The sequence below is a fragment of the Geotalea uraniireducens genome (assembly GCF_027943965.1).
Classification (GTDB): domain Bacteria; phylum Desulfobacterota; class Desulfuromonadia; order Geobacterales; family Geobacteraceae; genus Geobacter; species Geobacter uraniireducens.
The window spans coordinates 301,315-320,325 of sequence record NZ_AP027151.1 but is presented as its reverse complement, the minus strand read 5'-3'; the positions used below and the strand labels follow the sequence as shown (position 1 = coordinate 320,325).

Annotated in this window: 18 protein-coding genes; 5 read left to right on the top strand and 13 right to left on the bottom strand. The window is 58.2% G+C overall.

Features of this window, described 5'->3' with window-relative positions; translation table 11 throughout:
- Window positions 1–20: 20 nt before the first annotated feature.
- The 12 genes from QMN23_RS01465 to QMN23_RS01410 all read right to left on the bottom strand — a co-directional run bounded on the left by QMN23_RS01465 (window position 21) and on the right by QMN23_RS01410 (window position 11,507).
- On the bottom strand, window positions 21–746 hold the full coding sequence (locus tag QMN23_RS01465; RefSeq protein WP_282001343.1) for a LolA family protein: 726 nt from the start codon (window positions 744–746) through the stop codon (window positions 21–23).
- A gap of 84 nt (window positions 747–830) precedes the next feature.
- Entirely contained in the window at window positions 831–1,646 is an 816-nt protein-coding gene (locus QMN23_RS01460; protein WP_282001341.1) for a LolA family protein, read from the bottom strand.
- A 10-nt stretch (window positions 1,647–1,656) separates the two neighbouring features.
- On the bottom strand, window positions 1,657–2,145 hold the full coding sequence (locus tag QMN23_RS01455; protein WP_282001340.1) for a chemotaxis protein CheD: 489 nt from the start codon (window positions 2,143–2,145) through the stop codon (window positions 1,657–1,659).
- Window positions 2,142–2,756 carry a chemotaxis protein CheC gene (locus QMN23_RS01450; protein WP_282001338.1) on the bottom strand — a complete coding sequence of 205 codons (615 nt, stop codon included), beginning with the start codon at window positions 2,754–2,756 and terminating at the stop codon, window positions 2,142–2,144. The genes QMN23_RS01455 and QMN23_RS01450 overlap by 4 nt, the downstream gene beginning before the upstream one ends.
- Window positions 2,753–4,453: a chemotaxis protein CheA gene (locus QMN23_RS01445; protein ID WP_282001336.1), complete on the bottom strand. Its 1,701-nt coding sequence runs from the start codon at window positions 4,451–4,453 to the stop codon at window positions 2,753–2,755. The genes QMN23_RS01450 and QMN23_RS01445 overlap by 4 nt, the downstream gene beginning before the upstream one ends.
- A gap of 3 nt (window positions 4,454–4,456) precedes the next feature.
- The gene (locus QMN23_RS01440; RefSeq protein ID WP_282001335.1) at window positions 4,457–4,822 is read right to left on the bottom strand and encodes a response regulator; all 366 of its coding nucleotides are present in this window, start codon (window positions 4,820–4,822) and stop codon (window positions 4,457–4,459) included.
- A complete protein-coding gene (locus QMN23_RS01435) occupies window positions 4,794–5,261 on the bottom strand; it encodes a chemotaxis protein CheW (protein ID WP_282001334.1) in 468 nt (155 codons plus the stop codon). The genes QMN23_RS01440 and QMN23_RS01435 overlap by 29 nt, the downstream gene beginning before the upstream one ends.
- Entirely contained in the window at window positions 5,258–6,538 is a 1,281-nt protein-coding gene (locus tag QMN23_RS01430) for a methyl-accepting chemotaxis protein (protein ID WP_282001333.1), read from the bottom strand. Before QMN23_RS01430 ends, QMN23_RS01435 begins: the two co-directional genes overlap by 4 nt.
- A 54-nt stretch (window positions 6,539–6,592) precedes the next feature.
- A complete protein-coding gene (locus tag QMN23_RS01425) occupies window positions 6,593–7,468 on the bottom strand; it encodes a CheR family methyltransferase (RefSeq protein WP_282001332.1) in 876 nt (291 codons plus the stop codon).
- A 117-nt stretch (window positions 7,469–7,585) separates the two neighbouring features.
- Window positions 7,586–8,578, bottom strand: coding sequence for a thiamine-phosphate kinase (thiL, locus tag QMN23_RS01420; RefSeq protein WP_282001331.1), 993 nt, complete (start codon window positions 8,576–8,578; stop codon window positions 7,586–7,588).
- Window positions 8,575–11,055, bottom strand: a complete 2,481-nt coding sequence (gene lon, locus QMN23_RS01415; RefSeq protein WP_282001329.1) for an endopeptidase La — start codon at window positions 11,053–11,055, stop codon at window positions 8,575–8,577. The genes thiL and lon overlap by 4 nt, the downstream gene beginning before the upstream one ends.
- Entirely contained in the window at window positions 11,052–11,507 is a 456-nt protein-coding gene (locus QMN23_RS01410; protein ID WP_282001328.1) for an Hsp20/alpha crystallin family protein, read from the bottom strand. Before QMN23_RS01410 ends, lon begins: the two co-directional genes overlap by 4 nt.
- A 544-nt stretch (window positions 11,508–12,051) precedes the next feature.
- On the opposite strand from QMN23_RS01410, the gene QMN23_RS01405 reads away from it, so the two are divergent.
- Complete coding sequence (locus QMN23_RS01405) at window positions 12,052–13,836, top strand: tetratricopeptide repeat protein (protein WP_282001327.1); 1,785 nt, start codon at window positions 12,052–12,054, stop codon at window positions 13,834–13,836.
- A 95-nt stretch (window positions 13,837–13,931) separates the two neighbouring features.
- Here the strand turns inward: QMN23_RS01405 and QMN23_RS01400 are convergent, their stop codons facing one another.
- Window positions 13,932–14,123: a twin-arginine translocase TatA/TatE family subunit gene (locus tag QMN23_RS01400; RefSeq protein ID WP_282003788.1), complete on the bottom strand. Its 192-nt coding sequence runs from the start codon at window positions 14,121–14,123 to the stop codon at window positions 13,932–13,934.
- 286 nt (window positions 14,124–14,409) lie between these two features.
- On the opposite strand from QMN23_RS01400, the gene QMN23_RS01395 reads away from it, so the two are divergent.
- The 4 genes from QMN23_RS01395 to QMN23_RS01380 all read left to right on the top strand — a co-directional run bounded on the left by QMN23_RS01395 (window position 14,410) and on the right by QMN23_RS01380 (window position 18,920).
- On the top strand, window positions 14,410–14,862 hold the full coding sequence (locus tag QMN23_RS01395; RefSeq protein WP_282001326.1) for a response regulator: 453 nt from the start codon (window positions 14,410–14,412) through the stop codon (window positions 14,860–14,862).
- A 70-nt stretch (window positions 14,863–14,932) separates the two neighbouring features.
- Window positions 14,933–16,927 (top strand): excinuclease ABC subunit UvrB, encoded by a 1,995-nt coding sequence (uvrB, locus tag QMN23_RS01390; RefSeq protein WP_282001325.1) that lies wholly within the window; start codon window positions 14,933–14,935, stop codon window positions 16,925–16,927.
- Between the two features lie 17 nt (window positions 16,928–16,944).
- Window positions 16,945–17,676, top strand: a complete 732-nt coding sequence (locus QMN23_RS01385) for a response regulator (protein WP_282001324.1) — start codon at window positions 16,945–16,947, stop codon at window positions 17,674–17,676.
- The gene (locus QMN23_RS01380) at window positions 17,673–18,920 is read left to right on the top strand and encodes a spinster family MFS transporter (RefSeq protein ID WP_282001323.1); all 1,248 of its coding nucleotides are present in this window, start codon (window positions 17,673–17,675) and stop codon (window positions 18,918–18,920) included. Before QMN23_RS01385 ends, QMN23_RS01380 begins: the two co-directional genes overlap by 4 nt.
- Window positions 18,921–19,011 lie beyond the last annotated feature (91 nt).

The window sequence follows — 19,011 nt, the reverse complement described above, 5'->3', positions numbered from 1 at the left end:
GACAACCTCCTTGAGAATCGTTATTTCCCCCCGAGCGGCGAACGGACTACCTCCACGCCGGCCGGGACCGTAAAGTTGAAATGGCTGGCACTGACACCGCCGTTCACCCGAACCCGGCTGAAATCGATTGCCGTCCGGTTGCCAAGCTGATCAAAGACCACTGAGGAAACAATCGGGAAGAACAGAGGCACCTTACCGGTGCGGCGGTATTCGTCCACCACCTTGCCGGCAACGGCCAGCTGCAGCTTGGTAAACGCCTGGCCCTGTTTTTTCGGGATCAGTTCAAGCAGGTAGTTGCCTTTGGCATCACGCCCGCTGCCAACCAGTCGCACCGAGAAGTCCTGGGAAAGGTGCCCGATGCCGGTCAGATACGACAGGGCTATGCCTCCCCCGCCGGCAAAGAGCGACGCCGCATCCATGGTCATGACCTGGCGATTCTCAGGCAGATAATACCAGACCGTCTTGCCATCGGAGACAATCTGCTGTTTCGGTTTGGTGTAATTGAAGCGGAACTTGACCGTACCGTCGGATTTTTTGAGATAAAGCTCCCCAGCCCCCCTTTGCACCCGCTTCACCGATGCCAGTTCAGCCTGTTGAGTAAAAGAGGCCCGCAGATCCCGAAGCGATGCATACCCCTGCTCGAGGGTCGCCACGACATCGGCAGAGTCGGCCGGTGCCCCCCACGCTGCAGTAGAGCCGAGCAGTACACCTACGATAACCACCAGTAACGTCTTGAAGCGCCTCACCTCATGCCTCCCAAATCAATCGGTTTACGTAACGAGCAAGGGCGGTAACCACATACCGCCCTTGCATTATCCGCTGCATTTTCCTCAGTGCCGCCGAGGAGGTTTCACGACCTCCACCCCGGGGGGGGTAGCAAAGGTAAACAGGCCATCGGACAGAAGAATATTGGTTTTGACATTGCTGAACTCGATAACCGTCGTATTGTCCCGATGATCCACCAAGGTTGTCGAAAGGATCGGGAATGCCCACTCCTGCTGGCCGAGCGAGGCAAACGACGTCCTGATGTTCCTGCCGCTCCGCACGTAACTCAGCACCGCATCACGGCTGACGACGATATACAGATGGGCGACTGAGACGCTCGACCGTCGAGGAGTACAATCAAGGATGTAATTTCCGGCGATATCCCGCCCCTGTGGCGAGAAGGTAATCTGGAAATCCCGCGAGAGTCGCGGCAGCCCCTGGAGAAAGTTCGATGCGTGATCGGTACCGGGGTCAAAGGTATAGGGATTGAAAACCGACTGGACGTTATTGATGATCACTTGACGGTTCTCGGGCAAGTAAATCCAGAGGGTGCTGCCATTGCAGACTATTTCCTGCTGCATCGGCCGGAAATAGTCAAAGCGGAACATCAACGGATCGCGATTCGTGGCCACTCGCAGAAACATCTGGCCGTCCGCCCGCAGCTCTTTCTTTTGCGCAGCCAGAGTCGAGCGCTGGAAGAAATCGGCCGTTACCGTTGTCAACGGGGACAAACCGGTGGACGGATCGGTCCTGAAACTCTTTTCCACCGTATCGATGACATCCTGCAGACCAACGTTGACCGCCTGGACCGGGGCAGCCAGCGCCGGCAAGGCCATCATGAAAAACGCCACCGTCGCCAGCAGGAGTTTCGCTCGGTTCATGCCTCCTCCGCTAAATCTGCTTGATAGGCTTCTGCAAAGCTCTCACCATGATGATTCCTGTGGCGGTATTGAATTCGAGGCTCCGGCCGTAATCGTCACCGGTATCCTCGGCAACGAGCGGGATGCCGCTCCGTTCAAGAGCTGCCCGAGCGGATGCCACATTCCGCTCGCCAATCCCGCCGTGCGTCGTTCGCTGCTGGGGCTCAAACATGGTTGCACCGCCGGCTAATTTTGCCACAAGTCGCTCAGCCGCGCAACCGCTATTAATGAGGGCTTCGACCATCAACTCCACTGCCCAGCAGGTAAATTTGGCCGTCCGATCAATGGCATCGCTCTCCCGGACTGGTGCCGGCAGAAGGGTATGAGCAAGGGCGCCGGTCTGCATCAGCGGATCGTAAAGGGCGATACCGACACACGAACCAAGGCCGTAAGTCATCAGCACCACCGGCGCGGACGCTACCCGGAACTCGGATATGCCGACACTGATTATCCGGCTCAAAGCTTAACTCCAATCGCATTGAGGATTAATGCGAGCGACTCGGGATCGGGCAGCAGGAAAAACTGCCCGCTGATTTTTTCATCCTCGCCGAAGAACTCCGTTTCGACCATTAGGGCCAAATCGCCGACCTCCCCCAGTTCAATCAGGACGTAATCGATAACAGCACCTGCCATATCGAAAGAGAGTACCGGCACAGACGGAATGAGGGTTTTCCGCATCAAGGCCCCCAAGGCATTGAGGTAAGCCGAGGCGAGAATGTTTCCCACCTCCTTGAGGGCGGAAATTTCCAGTTCGGTCAGTAACGCACCCTCGCTCTTCTCTTTGGGGAGAAGGCGGGAAAGAAGGCGCAGTGCGCTCTCGCGCGGCAGGACTATCAGGATGTTTCCCCGCGCGTCTCCAAGCATCTGCAGGTAGATTCCGACCACGATCCGCTCGGCGCCGCCAAACACTTCCGGGACCTTTTTGATATCGGTCATCAGCACCTTGGGCACCTGCAGCGTGATGTTTTTACCGATCAGCTGCGAAAGGGCGGTGGCCGCATGGGCTACACCGATATTGCTTACCTCCCGCAAGGCGTCGAGATGTTCCTCCGTCAATGCATCAAAATTCATCTAATTCCCCCCTTTTCATCTCCAGCACCTGATCCTGCGACAAAACGTTGCCACCGCAACGGCTCGAGCAAATTGGGCAAATCGAGAATGAAGATCACACGCCCGTCCCCGAGGATCGCCCCGCCGGCCAGCCCTTTCAGCTTGGCTAAAGGCCTGCCGAGTGGTTTGACGAAGACCTCCGCCTGGCCGAGGACCCGCTCGGCCATCACTCCCACCATATCCTCGCCCCGGTCGATCAGGAGCAGAGAAACCACCTCTCCGGCATCAGCCCCTGGCGACAGCCCCAGCAACCGATCAAGACCAACCAGTGGAACAGTCTCCCCACCGATATCAGCAAACAGCCGGTCGCCTTCGCAGGTAAGAGCGCGGCGATCAAGCTCGACGGTCCGCTGTACAGCCGTGACCGGCACAGCTAACGTCATGGTTGAGCAAGCCAGCAGCAGCACCTGAATAATGGCAACCGTCAGGGGGAGCTTGAGCTGGATCCGGCTCCCCTCCCCCTTAGCCGAGTGGATGGAGACCACTCCACCAATTTGTCGAATGGCGGCTTGGACGGCATCCATACCGACGCCGCGCCCGGAAATTTCAGTCACTGCTGCCGCAGTGGAAAAGCCAGGGAGACAGGTAAGCATCAAAGCTTCCTGCGGCGACAACGCCGCCCCGGCCTCTTCACTGATCAGCCCTTTCGCCAGCGCCACCGCAACCAATGCCCCGGAGTCCATCCCCCGACCATCATCCTCGACGGCAACCACGATATGGTCCTGTTCCCGGCGCACCGAAAGAACGATCCGTCCTTCGCCAGACTTGCCGGCAGCGACGCGCTCGGCCGGCAATTCAATCCCATGGTCGACTGCGTTGCGGAGAATATGCACCAGTGGGTCGGCAAGGACTTCAAGAATGCCTCGATCAAGGCAATTCTCTTTCCCTTCGATCACCAACGACACCTGTTTGTCGTATTTCCGTGACAAGTCGCGCACCATCCGGGGAAGTCGTTCACAAATAGTGGCAAATGGAAGCATCCGCACCGCCATCACTTCATTGTGCAACTCCCGGACCTGACGGGCCAGAGCACCGGTCGCTTCGCTCAGTTTTTCCGAAGCGAGTTCCATCCCCAGATCGACCAGGCGGTTTTTGCTGGTAATCAATTCGCCGGTGATACTGATCAACCGGTCAAGAAGATCAGCTTTGACCCGGACGGTCCGCTGACCGTCCTCGACCTCCGGGGCTGGTTCTCCGGCTTCAGTCCTGGGGGGCGGCTGATGGGCAGGGCTGGCGGTCTCGCCACCAGCCGGCAGACGACGCTCGCTCCCCCCCGTTGAAACGATGCCATGTGCGAGCAATCGGGAGCCAAGCTCTCCGTAATCGCCGGAACCGCTCCGGCCTTCCGCGACATCGCCAACCAGTCGACCTAAGTGATCAATGCCGGCAAACAGCAGGTCAGCCGCTTCTCCGTCAAAGACCGACGTCCCCTTGCGGACCCGGTCGATCAGCTCTTCCATCTTGTGGGCAAGGTCGGCAATACCCGGGTAATCCATCGATGCCGCCATCCCCTTGATGGAGTGGGCATTGCGGAAGAGCGAGTCGATCAACTCGGCATGAGCAGGGTCTTTTTCCAGCGCCAGAACGTTATCACCCATCCGGGCAAGATGTTCCCGGGCTTCAGCGACAAACAGATCCCGATACTGGGACATGTCCATGGGTTATTCTCCGGCGACCCGCCGCATGACCTCTTTAACGCGATCGGGATTGAACGGCTTCAGGATAAAATCACGCGCGCCGACCCCCTGGGCCTTCTGAACAAGGGATTCCTGGCCGACTGCACTGCAGATAATGACCCGGGCCTGGGGGTTGATCGCCATGATCTCGCGCAGCGCCTCAATGCCATTCTTGACCGGCATGATAATATCGAGGGTTACGATTTCGGGCCGCAAATCGCGATACTTGAGGACCGCATCTGCCCCATCGGCAGCTTCGGCGACAACGTCGAACCCCTCCTCTTCCAGGATTCCTCGCAGCATGTTCCTCATGAACAGCGCGTCATCCACGATCATAACTGTCTTGGCCATTAATCCTCCACATTTCATTGGACAGGGTTTCTTCAACGTACTGCAAAAGCTTCCAGGGTTCAAGCACTGCCGCACGATCGCCGCCATAGAGCAGGAAACGGTCGATCATACCGCCATCACCAGCCTCCTCTGCCGCCACATCGGCAGCAGAGATAATCGAAATCGCCCCTTCGACGCGTAACGCCAAGTCGGCAATCTGGGGATCGAGGACGACGATGGTGTCGCCGTCCAAGGGAGCACCACTCCGGAGCACCACTCCCAGATTGAGGACCGGCACGACCCTCCCGTGGACATTGATCGCTTCACCGAGAAATGCCGGCACCTTCGGGACCGGGTAGGTCGGAACCGCTTCAAAAACTTCGCCGGTCTGTCCCAGTTTCAAGGCATATTTTTTCCCGCTGAGCGAAAAAACAAGATAACGGTCCGTCGGTGCATTCATATTTTCCGTCCTTCCGGCATGGGAAGATGGAATCGCTCGACGACCTGCATCAGAGCATCGGCAAGCTGGGCCAGTTCACCGGCGGCAAGCGTCATCTCCTGCATCGCGGTAGTCTGTTCCTCGGTTGCCGCGGAGACTTCTTCGCTGGCCGCGGCGTTATCTTCGGCCACCCGAGCAATTTCGTCGACCGCCGTAACCATCTTCGCCGCTCCCTCGGTCTGGATTTGGGAAAGATCGGCAATGCTTCCGGCTCGGCGCTCCGTCTCTACTGCGGTGGTGAGAATTTCCCGGAACGAGGCCGCCGTGATATCGACATTCCGCTTCCCCTCACCAATCTCCCGCGAACTCTCCTCGATAATCTGCCGGACACGCTGACTCTCCTCGCGAACAGCGATGATCAGCTCGATGATATGGGCTGCCGACTTGCCGGTGCCGTCGGCCAGCTTGCGGACCTCCTCGGCCACGACCGCGAACCCTTTGCCGAACTCGCCGGCCCGAGCGGCTTCGATCGAGGCATTGAGTGCCAGCAGGTTGGTCTGCCGGGCAATTTCACCAATAAAATCAGCAATTTTACCCACCTGCTGAAGCCGGGCATTGAACGACGTGAACTGCTGCCCGATCTCTTCGACCTTATTGAAAAAAACCTTCATCCGTTCCAGCGAATCGTCCGCCAGCTCCTGCCCCTTGCGAGCGGTCCGGCTCGTTTCATGGGCCGCTTTCGCCGACTCCCGAGCCCGCTTGGCAACCAGTTCGACGGAAATCGCCATCTCGTGGATGATCCGGGAACTCCTCTCGACCATCTCGGCCTGGGAGCCGGCCCCCCGGGCAATCTGTTCGATGGCATGAGCCACCTCTTCCGAAGAGGTATTGATTTCGATGGCAGATCCGGACAGCGTCTTGGCCGATACCGTTACCCGCTCCGCAGTTCCCCTGATGTGCCCCACCAACTCCCGCAGGCTGTCGACCATGAGGTTGATGGAATCCGCAAGATCAGCCGTTTCATCGGGAAAACGGCTGGCCGATAACGGCACGTTCCGGGTCAGGTCGCCCCGGCTGATTGCTTCGGCAGAGTCGGTCAGTTGAGCGATATTCCGGGTGAATCCCCGGGAAAAGAACCATCCCAGGATAAGTCCGGCCGTCATCGCCACCACGTATGTCAGAATGAGGGTTATTTCCGGCGGATAGCCGAGACGGGCAATTGCGGTCGGAACGAAGGCGACCACCGCAACGACTACCACAAAGCCGAGGATGAACTTGTAACCGATAGGGATACGCATCGCGACGCTCCGAACGTCCCCGGCCGGACTTGCTGTCCGACGCAGGCTGTTGACTCAATAGATCGAGAATCTGTTTTTCATGTAGATGCGTTCAACCGGGCAAACCGTCGTAAAACGCCGGCGGGACTCACCGACAAGGGTTTCCGCCTTGCCGAGAACCAGGATGCCTTCGGTGGGAAGAACATTGGCAAGCCGCTGGATAATTCGTTCCTGCTCACCTCGCTCGAAATAGATGAGCACATTGCGGCAGAGTACCAGATCACTCTCGACGTACGAGGACGAATCAAACAAATCGGCGGCAGCAAAATCGACCATAGCCCGAATATCGTCCCGCAAGCAGAATCGCTCGCCGGCACCGGCAAAATAGCATTCCCGCAGCGCATCCGGAACCTCGCGCAGTCGATCCGAGGCGTAAAGCCCCTTCTTCGCAACGTCGATAATATCCCTATTTATATCGGTCGCCATGAGGGTGACCTTGAATTCTTTCAACTCGGCCGGAAACGATTCCGCCAGGATCATTGCCAAGGTATACGGCTCTTCGCCGCTGGCGCATCCCACACTCCAGAACGTTGTCGACTGCCGTCCCTCCTTGCGGAGTCGGTTGAACAGTACCGGCAAGATCTCCCGCTCAAGCTTGTCAAACGCGGAACGATTCCGAAAAAACTGGCTGACATGGATCGTCAGCCCTTTGACCAGCAGATCCAATTCACCATCGTTCCTGAACAGCAACTCGCAATAATCGTCGATGGTCCGGCAGCGGGTCGCCCGGGCACGAATGGCGATCCGGCGCTTTATGTATTTATCCTTGTAACTCCCAATGTCAAAATTCCGGCTCACCTTCAAGATTTCCCTGATCCTGCTCAAAGCGGCTTCAGGAAAGCTTGAAGGGAAATCCTCCGGCAACGACACCGACAATGATTGATAGTTCATGAGGGTCCGGTTTCCCCAACTCGCAAGATAATCGGGATTTACAGCAAGAATTATTCCACGCACCGGGGAAGGCTGACGACCTGTATCGCCAGCCACCAAAGAGGTCCGCCCGTCACCTCAGGTCCCGCTGAAATGATTGAAACCGGCCCGGGGAACGGCCAGCGTTCTCCCTCCTTCCCCGGTCACCACGATGCCGCTGCCGGCGGCCGTAATGGTACCGATCCTTCGGCACATCACGCCGAGTGCCGCCATCAGGTCGATAATTCGTTCTTCGAGGGGAGCGGGAGCAGTGAACAGCAACTCGTAATCCTCGCCGCCGGCAAGGGCCAATGCGAGATGATCCGTTGAAAGGCGGGACGCGGCAGCGCGAAAGAAAGGGGAAATGGGTAGTTGTTCCGCATCCACCCGGGCACCGACCCCCGAGCGCTCGGCAATATGGCCCAGATCGGCCAGCAGCCCGTCACTGATATCGATCATGGCGGTTGCGAAACCGGCTTCCGCCAGGGCAATACCGGCACGGACCCGCGGCACGGGATCGAGATGCCGATCGACAGCCGGCCCCGCGGTTTCCCCCTGTCGGAGTTGCGCCAACCCCAACGCCGAGTCACCGACCGTTCCGGTTACGAAGACCGCATCTCCCGGCCGGGCACCGGCACGGCAGACGACCCGGTCCGGCAGCTGCTCGCCATGGAGCGTGATTGAAACAACCAGCCCCGCCGACGACCTGCAGGTATCTCCACCGATCAGAATGACGCCGTACTGGTCCGCCATCGCCAGCACCCCTTCGATGAACCGGTCGAGGAATTCGAGAGGCAGGTCGACGGGAATGGCCAGCGACAGGAGAAAATGCCGGGGCTCCCCGCCCATGGCCGCGATATCGGAAAGGTTGACCGCCAGCGATTTTTTGCCGAGCCGGTAGGGATCTGTAAAGGCAAGATCGAAATGGACTTGCTCGATAAGCATGTCCGATGTCGTCAGCAGCACATATCCCGGTTGGACCTCGGTAACGGCGGCATCGTCACCGATCCCGACCCGTACCCCTTTCCCCTCGGCAATCCTGGCGGCAATCCTGCCGATAAAGCCGAATTCGCCGATTTCACCCAGCTTCAACTCTTGGCCCCAGCGACAATTCCCTTGCGCGCACTCCCCACGCCACGACGCGGCGGAGTTTTCGTCTTCGCCGGCTGTTCCTCTCTGGAAGCCGGCGGCGGTGGCGGGAACGTCTCCAACGCTACCGACCAGACATCATCGATAACCTTGGCCGGGACAACACTGACTTTCTTGAGAATATGCTTCGGGATCTCTTCCAGATCCTTGAGGTTTTGCTCGGGAATAACGATTTTCTTGATCCCGGCCCGGATTGCCGCCAGCATTTTTTCCTTCAGGCCGCCGATCGGCAGAACCTTGCCCCGCAAGGTAATTTCGCCGGTCATGGCGACATCTTTGCGGACGGGAATCTTCGTCAGCGCCGAGATCAGTGCCGTCGCCATGGTAATACCCGCCGACGGGCCGTCTTTGGGAATCGCCCCTGCCGGCACATGGACATGGATATCAGCCCCATTCAGAAAGTCTTCAGCCAGCTGCAGTTCCTTCGCCCGGGAGCGGATGTAGGAAAGGGCTGCCTGGACCGATTCCTTCATGACATCTCCCAGATAGCCAGTGAGTGTCAGCCCCCCTTTCCCTTTCATGATGCTGGCCTCGACGAAGAGTACCTCGCCCCCGACCGGCGTCCAGGCGAGGCCGGTAACTATCCCCACTTCATTTTTCTCCATCTCGACTTCCCGAAGATAGCGGGCCGGCCCGAGCAATTTACCGATCAAAGCCGGAGTAATCCGGAAATGCTTCGTCTCCCCTTCGGCCACTTTCCGTGCTACCTTGCGACAGACACTGCCGATCTCCCGTTCAAGGTTCCGCAAGCCGGCTTCCCGGGTGTATTTGGCGATAATCGTCTTGAGAGCTTCGTCAGTAAATGCGATCTGTTTTTCGCTGATTCCGTTCTCGCTGGTCTGTCGGGGAATCAGGTAGCGTTTGGCTATTTCGAGCTTCTCCTCTTCGGTATACCCGGCCAGAGTGATCACTTCCATCCGGTCGCGGAGCGGCCCGGGAATCGTGTCCATCTGGTTGGCCGTGGCAATGAACATCACGTTCGACAGGTTAAACGGCAGGTTGATATAGTGATCCGAGAACATGTGGTTCTGTTCCGGATCGAGTACTTCAAGCAGAGCTGACGAGGGGTCGCCGCGGAAATCGGCACCGAGCTTGTCAAGCTCGTCGAGCATGAAGACCGGGTTGTTTGAACCGGCCTGTTTGAGCCCCTGGATTATCCTGCCCGGCAGGGCCCCGACATAGGTCCGCCGATGGCCGCGAATTTCCGCCTCGTCACGCATGCCGCCGAGGGACATCCGCACGAACTTCCGTCCCATTGCCCGGGCAATCGATTTCCCCAACGATGTCTTCCCCACCCCCGGCGGGCCGACAAAGCAAAGGATTGGACCCTTCATTTTTTTCTTCAGCTTACGGACCGCCAGGAACTCCAGAATGCGGTCCTTGATCTTCTCCAGATAATAGTGATCCTCATCGAGAATTTTTTTCGCCCGTTTGATATCGAGCACATCGCGGGTTGATACTCCCCACGGCAGCTCTACCAGCCAGTCGAGATAGGTGCGGAGCATACCGGCCTCCGCGGCATCGGGATGCATCTGCTCCAACCGGCCGAGCTGTTTCAATGCCTCTTTTTCCACCAGCGGCGGCATCTTCGCCTGCTCGATCGCCTTGCGCAGTTCATTGATTTCTTCCGTCCGGCCGTCGGTTTCCCCCAACTCCTGCTGAATCGCCCGCAATTGTTCCCGCAGGAAATACTCCCGCTGACTCTTGCCCATCTCTTCCTTGGCAGCCGACTGGATCTTCGCCTGCATGTCGAGGAGTTCATGCTCCTTGTTGAGCAGCTCATTGACCTTCTGCAGCCGCTCGAGCGGGTCGATGATTTCCAGCAGTCGCTGGGCGTCCTCCACCTTAAGGCCGATATTGCTCGCAATCAGGTCGGCTAGGCTGCCCGGTTCCTGCATATTTTCTACAATTACCATTACTTCGGGCGAGATCGGCTTGCCGAGCGAGACGATCTGGGTCAGCTGCTCCTTAGCGGCGCGCATCAACGCTTCGACCTCTAGAGACTCTTCGGGGGGAGAAGGCTCGACAATCCGCTCGATCCGCACGGAATAGTACGGCTTCGACTCGACAAATTCCTCGATCCGTCCCTTGGCCAACCCCTGGACGAGAATCTTTACCCGGCCGTCGGGCAGCTTTAACATCCGCATGATCATGGCAACTGTTCCGACGGTGTAGATACCCTCCGGTGCCGGGTCTTCGTCGCCCATTTCCTTCTGGGTAGCCAGGAAGATGAGCCTGTCCCGGGAAAGCGCCTGATCGACCGCGTTAATGGAAATTTCCCGCCCCACGAAAAGCGGCAGGATCATGTACGGATAGACCACCACATCCCGAACCGGCAACAGCGGCAGGATGTCGGGAATCTTCAGCTCTTCGCCTTCCTGCTTGGTATCCGGCTTGCTGTCCTGTTTATTTTCAGTCATATATCTTCTCCTTGTTCAATCGGGATCTCGCGAATAATCTTGCTCCGGTCCGACAGGCGGGGGAAGGTTACCGTCAATACTCCCTTTCGGTACCAAGCCTTCACCGCCGTCAGATCCATGGTCGGCGGCACCTCGACGGTCCGACAAAAACGGCCGAATTGCCGTTCGAGACGGATATAGCTGAATCCCTCACCCGTCTCTTCCCGCTTAATCCCCTCGACAATCAGGATGTTGCAGCAGAGCCTCAAAGAGAGGTCCGTTTCGTCGTAGCCGGGAAGCTCAAACTCCACAGCAAAGGCATCAGACGTCTCATAAATATCGACCGGCGGCACGAAATCGCTCTCGCCGAAGCGATCGCCATGCCCAGTCCGCATAACGGAATCAAGTACCTCATCGAGTTGAAGCTGCAAGAGCGTCAACCAGTCGAGAGGCTCTTTCGGGCTCAACGCCATAGCTCCTCCACGGGCTCCAGACACCCACACGTTGCCTGAATTGCGTAAACAACAGCATTTACCGGGTTCAGTTTGTGATGATTTAATCATCTTTGCCACCGAAGTCAAGGTAATCCGCCCGCCGGCGGATGAGCCCCCCCTAACCCCAGTCAGGAAGGACGGTTATAAATTGAATTTTGCCTTTCCCCCGTGTATAATCCGCTCGTCGCTACCCGGCCGGAATACATCCGCGCCACTCCGCTGCCGAACAGGAGCGGGGTCTTGGCTGCCGATACCCAGCTTTCATCGCCGCGGATTGTCCAAGCTACCACCAACCCAACAAAACTCATTTCCGACGGTTGCCCCCACAGAGGTTACCCCGGCTGATGAGCCCGCTTCACAGCATCCGGCCCCCGCCTGCTGCCGCAGGTATCGACCCAAACCACTCGGGAGGATTTTCGTGGGTAAATTCAGGACTCTTATCATAGTAACCCTCCTTGGAACTGTTATTCTTGCCGCTGGCAACTCTCCCGCGGCAATCCGGGATTGCAGAGAGGCGAAAAAGATGGTGCCATCGCTGTTCTCGGATGATGAAAACGACAAAGAGGCTCTCGGCAACCGCATCGTCGATTACTGTCCGGATGGAGCCGCGGGCATTTTTGTTCAAGCGATGCGCGATGAAAAGGAAAACCGCCTCGATGCGGCGATCAAGAATTATCGGGAAGCTCTCCGGCTCGACCCGTCTTTTTCCCAGGCCCACGGCAGCCTCGGCCTTGCGCTGGTACGCAAAGGTTCCTATGACGAAGCGGTCGTCGAACTGACCAAGGCCCTGTCCGAAGATCCCGCTCCCCGTTATCACCGTGGCTTGGCAAAGATCTTCACCGACCGCAAACTTTATTCCCTGGCGATCTATCACTATTCTGAGGCGGCCAAGGGAGAGGAGAACAATCCCGGCATCCATGCCGACCTTGCCGAGGTGTACATGGCGATGAAGCGCCCGGCAGAGGCGGAAGAGGAATACCGGAAGGCCCTCCAGCTAAATCCCGCCACCGAGCAAGCCCGGCTGGGATTGGCCTCTCTCTACGCCGGCAGCGGCAAACTGGACAAGGCCATTGAGGAACTCAAGCAGGCCCAGCTTGCCAATCCGCACAACCAACAGATTCATCTCCTGCTGGCGGAAACCTACGAAAAAAAGGGTGACCGCCAGGCGGCCGATTATGAATACCTTCTTGCCGGCAAACAGCGGGGCATCCTGCCTGAAGAGCATCTGCGCCGTGGTGACGAGCTGTCCAAGGCAAAAAATTACCCGAAGGCGGTTGAGGAGTACCGGGCCGCCCTGGCGGAGAAGCATGACTGGCCCGAAGCACTGCTCAAACTGGCTGACGCCCAGATGGCAGCGGGCCAGGATGACGATGCCATCAACTCTTACAAAGAGTTGATCAGGGTCAAGGACGGCAACGGGGATATTCACTATGACCTCGGCGTCCTCTACGAGCGCAAGGGGATGATCGACGAAGCGGTCGTCGAGTACAAGCAGGCTCTGCACTTCTCTCCGGAAAACGGTGACGCACGGCGGCGGCTGGCAGACATCTTCACCCTTCGCGGCAGTTTTGCCCAAGCCATCGAACAGTATCGGGAACTCCTCCGCCGGGCCGGCAGCAACCCCCTTCTGCATCTGAAACTGGCGAGGATTTACGCCAGCGCCAAAAACCCCAAAGAAGCGATCGCCTCCTACCAGGACACCTTGAAACTTGACCCGGACAATCTGGAAGCCCACCGGGAACTGGCGGCCATCTACCGCAAATCGAACCAGATGGACGAGGCGGAAAAACAGTATCGGGAAGTTCTGCGTCTCAAGAACAACGACGCCGAAGCGCGAAATGTTCTGACGGCGCTCTACGTCAAAGGAAAACGGTACGACGACTTGATTGCCCTGCTTAAGGACGGCGTCGCCCAGGCACCGAACGACCCGGCTAGCCACTACAAGCTCGGGCTGATCTATGAATTCAACAAGGATTACGATAATGCCGAAGGCGAATACAAGAAGGCGATCGAGCTGAAGAACGATTACGCCAAAGCATTTAATGCCCTGGGAAGGGTCTATCTGAAGACCGGCAAGATCAGCGAGGCGAAGGAAGCGCTCGAAGCGGCAAAGAAGGCTGATCCCGGGCTGGAAGAGACCGCCGTGCTGCTGAGCAACATCAAAGAGGAACTCTCTCCCGAACCGGCGAGGCACAAGAAAAGCCACAAAGGGAAAAAAGGGAAAAAGGGGAAGAGCAGCAAAAAATCGTCACACGCCAAGAAAAGCACGGCAAAGAAGTCGGCCGCCAAAAAGACCAAGAAGCGGTAGCATAACCGTTTCGGGAAGAAAACGGCCGACACAGCGGCCGTTTAGCAGCATCCGCGAAGATGCGGGGGGAGGTAGCAGCTTCTCCCCCCTGCCCATCAGTTCTCTTTTTTCGTATCGTCCTTCTTTTCCGGTTTTATCTCAATCTCGTCCTTCCCCTCGGAGGCTTTCTTAAAATTCCTGATACTCTTGCCAAGAGCACCACCAATCTCCGGCAGCCTCCCCGCACCGAAAACCACCAGAACAATCACTAGAATCACGATCAATTCCGGCATGCCGATACCAAACATAGCGCGACCTCCCCACAAAGTTTCACTGCCGAGTATTGCATCTGAACCATTAAAAATCAAGAGCAACATCGGTGCCGCTCGGGAGCGCCGCCCTTCTTCAACAGTTCAAATTTTTTCTTGGTATGATATGATATAGTCACGTTTTATTCACATTTTGACCCCTCGTTCGTTGCGCATCCGGCGCTGCCATGAACCAATGGCGGTCCAGATGGACCTTCGACGCCATAGCCCGCCAGCCCACCGATGCGTCTGCTGGCCCAACACTCACTACGCCGAGGAACCGGATATGCCCAACAAACTGATCCTCCTTGTTGAAGACAACCCTGACGACGAAGTGCTGACCCTCCGCGCCTTGCGCAAACATAATATCTCGTCGGAAGTGGCCGTCGCACGGGATGGGGTCGAGGCGCTCGATTTCCTGTTCGGTACCGGTACCCACGCCGGGCGCGACTTGCACCTCATGCCAAAGCTGGTGCTTCTCGACCTCAAACTCCCCAAAGTGGACGGGCTCGAAGTCCTGCGGCAACTCCGGGCGGACCAGCAAACCAGGCTGCTGCCGGTCGTCGTGTTTACCTCGTCAAACGAGGAGCAGGACATCCTCGAATGCTACAATCTCGGCGTCAACAGCTACATCCGCAAGCCGGTCGATTTCACGCAACTCAGCGAAACGTTGCATCTGATCGGCTCGTACTGGCTCCAGTTCAATCTGACGCCCAAAACCCCCAATTCGGCCAAATAGGGATATTACCCGGCCGTCACGCTCCTTTTAGCCGGTGCAATAGGTTGCCGATCATGGTAGTATCCGCACTATGGATCGTTTCAGACTGGTAAGCGACTATGTGCCGCGCGGCGACCAGCCGGCGGCAATCACCGAGCTGACCGACGGTGTTCTGCGCAATGACCGCCACCAGGTACTCCTCGGCGTTACCGGCTCCGGCAAGACCTTCACCATGGCAAACGTCATTGCCGGGACCAACCGCCCCGCGCTGGTGCTGGCGCCGAACAAAACCCTGGCGGCACAGCTTTACGGTGAATTCAAGGAACTGTTCCCCGAAAACGCCGTCGAATATTTTGTCTCCTATTACGATTATTATCAGCCGGAAGCCTATATCCCCACCTCCGACACCTACATCGAGAAAGACTCCTCGATCAACGACGAGATCGACAAGTTGCGCCATGCCGCCACCCGTAGCCTGCTGACGAGACGGGATGTCATTATTGTCGCTTCGGTTTCGTGCATCTACGGTATTGGCTCTCCCGAAGCCTACCAGGCAATGCATATCTTCTTCCACCAGGGAGACGAGTACGGCCGCGACACCCTGCTTCGTCAGCTGGTGGAAATCCAATACGAACGGAATGACCTCGATTTCCACCGGGGGACTTTTCGCGTGCGGGGCGATATTGTCGAAATTTTCCCGGCCCATGATGACGAGCGGGCGATCCGCATCGAGTTTTTCGGCGACCAGGTCGAAGGGATCAGTGAAATCGATCCGCTCCGGGGCGCAGTCCTGCAACGGCTGACAAAATGCGCCGTCTATCCCGCCTCCCACTACGTCGCTACCCGTGAAACCCTCGAGCGCGCCATTGAACAAATCCGGCTCGACCTGGAAGAACGCATCCGCTGGTTTCGGGAGCAGAACATGTTGGTGGAGGCCCAGCGGCTCGAACAGCGGACCTTCTTCGACATTGAAATGATGGAAGAGATGGGATTCTGCCAAGGGATCGAGAATTACTCGCGTTATTTCGACGGCCGTGCCGCCGGCGACCCTCCCTACACCCTGCTCGACTATTTCCCGCGTGATTTTCTGCTGTTCGTCGACGAATCGCACATCACCGTCTCGCAGGTCGGCGGTATGTACCGCGGCGACCGGAGCCGTAAGGAGACTCTCGTCAACTATGGTTTCCGGCTCCCAGCGGCTCTCGACAACCGCCCCCTGACATTCAGAGAGTTCAGTGATCGCCTCAATCAGGTGGTTTACGTTTCGGCAACCCCTGCCGACTTTGAATTACGGCAGGCCGGCGGCGTAGTTGTCGAACAGGTCATCCGGCCGACCGGGCTTCTTGACCCTGAAATCGAAGTGCGACCGGCACAGGGGCAGGTCGACGACCTGCTGCAGGAAATCCGCGCCACAGTGGCCAAGGGCGAACGCCTGCTGATCACCACGCTGACCAAGAGGATGGCGGAAGACTTGACCGATTACTACCGGGAACTGGGCATCAGGATTCGCTATCTTCATTCGGATATCGATACCATCCAGCGAATGCAGATCATCAGGGACCTGCGCATCGGTGAATTCGACGTCCTGGTCGGCATTAATCTGCTGCGGGAAGGGCTCGACATCCCCGAAGTATCGCTTGTGGCAATTTTCGACGCCGACAAGGAAGGCTTCCTCCGCTCAAGCCGCTCGCTGATCCAGACCTGCGGCCGCGCGGCCCGCAACGCCGCAGGACGGGTGATCATGTATGCCGATGCCGTCACCGATTCCATGCGGACCTGCATCGAGGAGACCAAACGTCGTCGCGCGCTGCAACTCGCCTTCAACGAGGAGCACGGTATTACGCCTCAGACGGTAAAGAAAGGCTTGCGGTCAATCCTTGAATCAATCGAGGAAAGGGATTACTATACGGTCCCCACGGTTGGCGATGCAGAAGAAGAGTATGTGCCACCCGCCGACATTCCGAAGCTGGTCAAGACGCTGCGCAAGGAAATGCTGGCCTGCGCCAAGAATCTTGACTTCGAAAAGGCGGCAGCGCTCCGCGACCGAATCAAACGGCTCGAAGACCAGGAACTTGCCCTGAAATAATCCCACCCGGAGCGATCATGGACGATCCACGCATCCTGCTCGTCGACGACGAGAAGTTTTTCCTCGCTGTAGCCTGCGAATATCTCAAGGATTCTCAGATAAGGGCCCTGACCGCCACCAGTGCCAGTGAAGGTCTGCGGATTGCCCGAATCGAACGTCCCCATCTCATTTATCTGGACTACCGCATGCCGGAAGGCGACGGCGCTGCCTGGTGTCGGGAATTCAAGCGTGATCCGGCACTGCACGACACTCCGCTGATCATGGTCGTTGGGGAGGGAAAGGACGATGATCGACACGCCTGTGAGCTGGCCGGTTGCAACGGGGTCATCACCAAGCCGCTCGACCGGCGGCAGTTTCTCGAATCCGGCCGTCGCTTCCTGCCGGCCATCGACCGCCGCACGCCCCGGATTCCCTTGCAGGCAGTCGCCGTCTTCAGGCAAGGCGGGGCGAGCCACTATGGCACGGTTGAAGAGCTCAGCACCAGCGGGATATTCCTTTCGTCCCGCTGCAACATCGAGGTCGGCGAACAACTCCGCCTCGGCTTTGTGCTTCCCGACGGACACCTGGTGGAAGTATTCGGCCGGGTCGCCTGGCTCAATCGTGGCGCCCGACGAATCAAGCGGAGCCTTCCCGAAGGATTCGGCCTCGAATTCATCCACCTTTCCGAAGAAGACCACCTGCGGATCGGCACATTGATTGACGGAGCAACCGGCACGTCCCTGTCCGCCCCGGCGGAGGGAGCCTCGTGACAAGTTCGCCATCTGCGCCAGGCGGCAACAGCGCCGCGTCCACCGCCGCCCTGACCCTGTTGCTCGCGATCAACCTGCTGAACTACATCGATCGCCAGGTCCTCTACGCCATCTTTCCGCTACTGAAAGCCGAGCTACACCTCTCGGATACGGCCCTCGGCTTTCTCGGCAGCGCCTTCATGCTCTGCTACATGGTTTCGGCCCCGCTCCTCGGCTGGATCGGCGACCGCTGGCAACGGACCCGGCTTTGTTCCTTTGGCGTGGCCGTATGGAGCGCCGCTACAGCCCTCGCCGGAATTGCCGGTACCTACCACGGCTTGCTGGCTGCCCGAACCGTCGTCGGGATCGGGGAAGCAAGCTTCGGCACCGTCTCTCCCGGCCTGTTGGCTGACTACTTTCCCAAGGAGCGGCGTGGAAGGATTCTTGCCCTGTTCTTCCTTGCCATTCCGGTCGGCAGTGCCCTCGGCTATTTGCTGGGCGGGATTATCGGCCAGACGTGGGGCTGGCATGCCTCCTTCCTGATCGTCGGTACCCCGGGACTGCTGCTGGCCATCCCGGTCTGGCTGCTCCGGGACCCGCCACGCACAATCGGCGACCAGAACAGCGCAGTCTCTCCGACCCGCCGCTATGCGGATCTGCTCGGCAACCGTTCGTTCATCAACGGCACGCTGGCCATGGCCGCGATGACCTTTGCCCTCGGCGGACTTGCACAATGGCTGCCGTCGTTTCTCAACCGCATCCACGGCCTGAGCGTCGCCAAAGGAAACACCCTGTTCGGCGCAATTACCGTCATAACGGGCATCGCCGGCACTCTTTCCGGGGGCTGGCTCGGCGATCGTCTGCAGCAGCGCAGCGGCAAGGGATACCTGCTGGTGTCCGGCTGGGGATTTCTGCTCGGCACACCGTTCGCGGCCATCGCCATTCTCGCGCCGTCCCTCCCCCTCTGCCTGACGGCAATCGCCTTGGCAGAGTTCTTTCTCTTCCTCAATACCGGCCCGTTGAATACGGTCATCGTCAATGTCTCCCCCTCCGCCATCCGCTCGATGGCCTTCGCCGTCAACATCTTTTTCATTCACGCCCTGGGCGATGCCATTTCTCCGACCATCATCGGCTGGCTGTCTGACCGGTGGGGATTACAAAATTCGCTAATGGTCGCTCCGCTCGCCATCCTCGTTGCCGCCGCCTTTTCCTTTCTCAGTTGCCGTACCGTCGAGCGGGACTCGGCGCTCGCCGAACAGCAATAGCCTTTGCCCCGGCCCTGTTCCCCGTCTACGTCGTCCGCTCTTTATTTGCCGGGGAAAATATGCTACCACTAGTCCAGGCTTAATCAGCGGA

Coding starts and splice junctions, on each gene's coding strand:
- QMN23_RS01440 (WP_282001335.1), bottom strand. CDS start 4,822: ATGGCCAAGACAGTTATGATCGTGGATGACGCGCTGTTCATGAGGAAC.
- QMN23_RS01445 (WP_282001336.1), bottom strand. CDS start 4,453: ATGGACATGTCCCAGTATCGGGATCTGTTTGTCGCTGAAGCCCGGGAA.
- QMN23_RS01400 (WP_282003788.1), bottom strand. CDS start 14,123: ATGTTTGGTATCGGCATGCCGGAATTGATCGTGATTCTAGTGATTGTT.
- QMN23_RS01460 (WP_282001341.1), bottom strand. CDS start 1,646: ATGAACCGAGCGAAACTCCTGCTGGCGACGGTGGCGTTTTTCATGATG.
- uvrB (WP_282001325.1), top strand. CDS start 14,933: ATGGATCGTTTCAGACTGGTAAGCGACTATGTGCCGCGCGGCGACCAG.
- QMN23_RS01410 (WP_282001328.1), bottom strand. CDS start 11,507: ATGGCGTTGAGCCCGAAAGAGCCTCTCGACTGGTTGACGCTCTTGCAG.
- QMN23_RS01405 (WP_282001327.1), top strand. CDS start 12,052: ATGGTGCCATCGCTGTTCTCGGATGATGAAAACGACAAAGAGGCTCTC.
- QMN23_RS01450 (WP_282001338.1), bottom strand. CDS start 2,756: ATGAATTTTGATGCATTGACGGAGGAACATCTCGACGCCTTGCGGGAG.
- QMN23_RS01395 (WP_282001326.1), top strand. CDS start 14,410: ATGCCCAACAAACTGATCCTCCTTGTTGAAGACAACCCTGACGACGAA.
- QMN23_RS01430 (WP_282001333.1), bottom strand. CDS start 6,538: ATGCGTATCCCTATCGGTTACAAGTTCATCCTCGGCTTTGTGGTAGTC.
- QMN23_RS01425 (WP_282001332.1), bottom strand. CDS start 7,468: ATGAACTATCAATCATTGTCGGTGTCGTTGCCGGAGGATTTCCCTTCA.
- QMN23_RS01385 (WP_282001324.1), top strand. CDS start 16,945: ATGGACGATCCACGCATCCTGCTCGTCGACGACGAGAAGTTTTTCCTC.
- lon (WP_282001329.1), bottom strand. CDS start 11,055: ATGACTGAAAATAAACAGGACAGCAAGCCGGATACCAAGCAGGAAGGC.
- QMN23_RS01435 (WP_282001334.1), bottom strand. CDS start 5,261: ATGAATGCACCGACGGACCGTTATCTTGTTTTTTCGCTCAGCGGGAAA.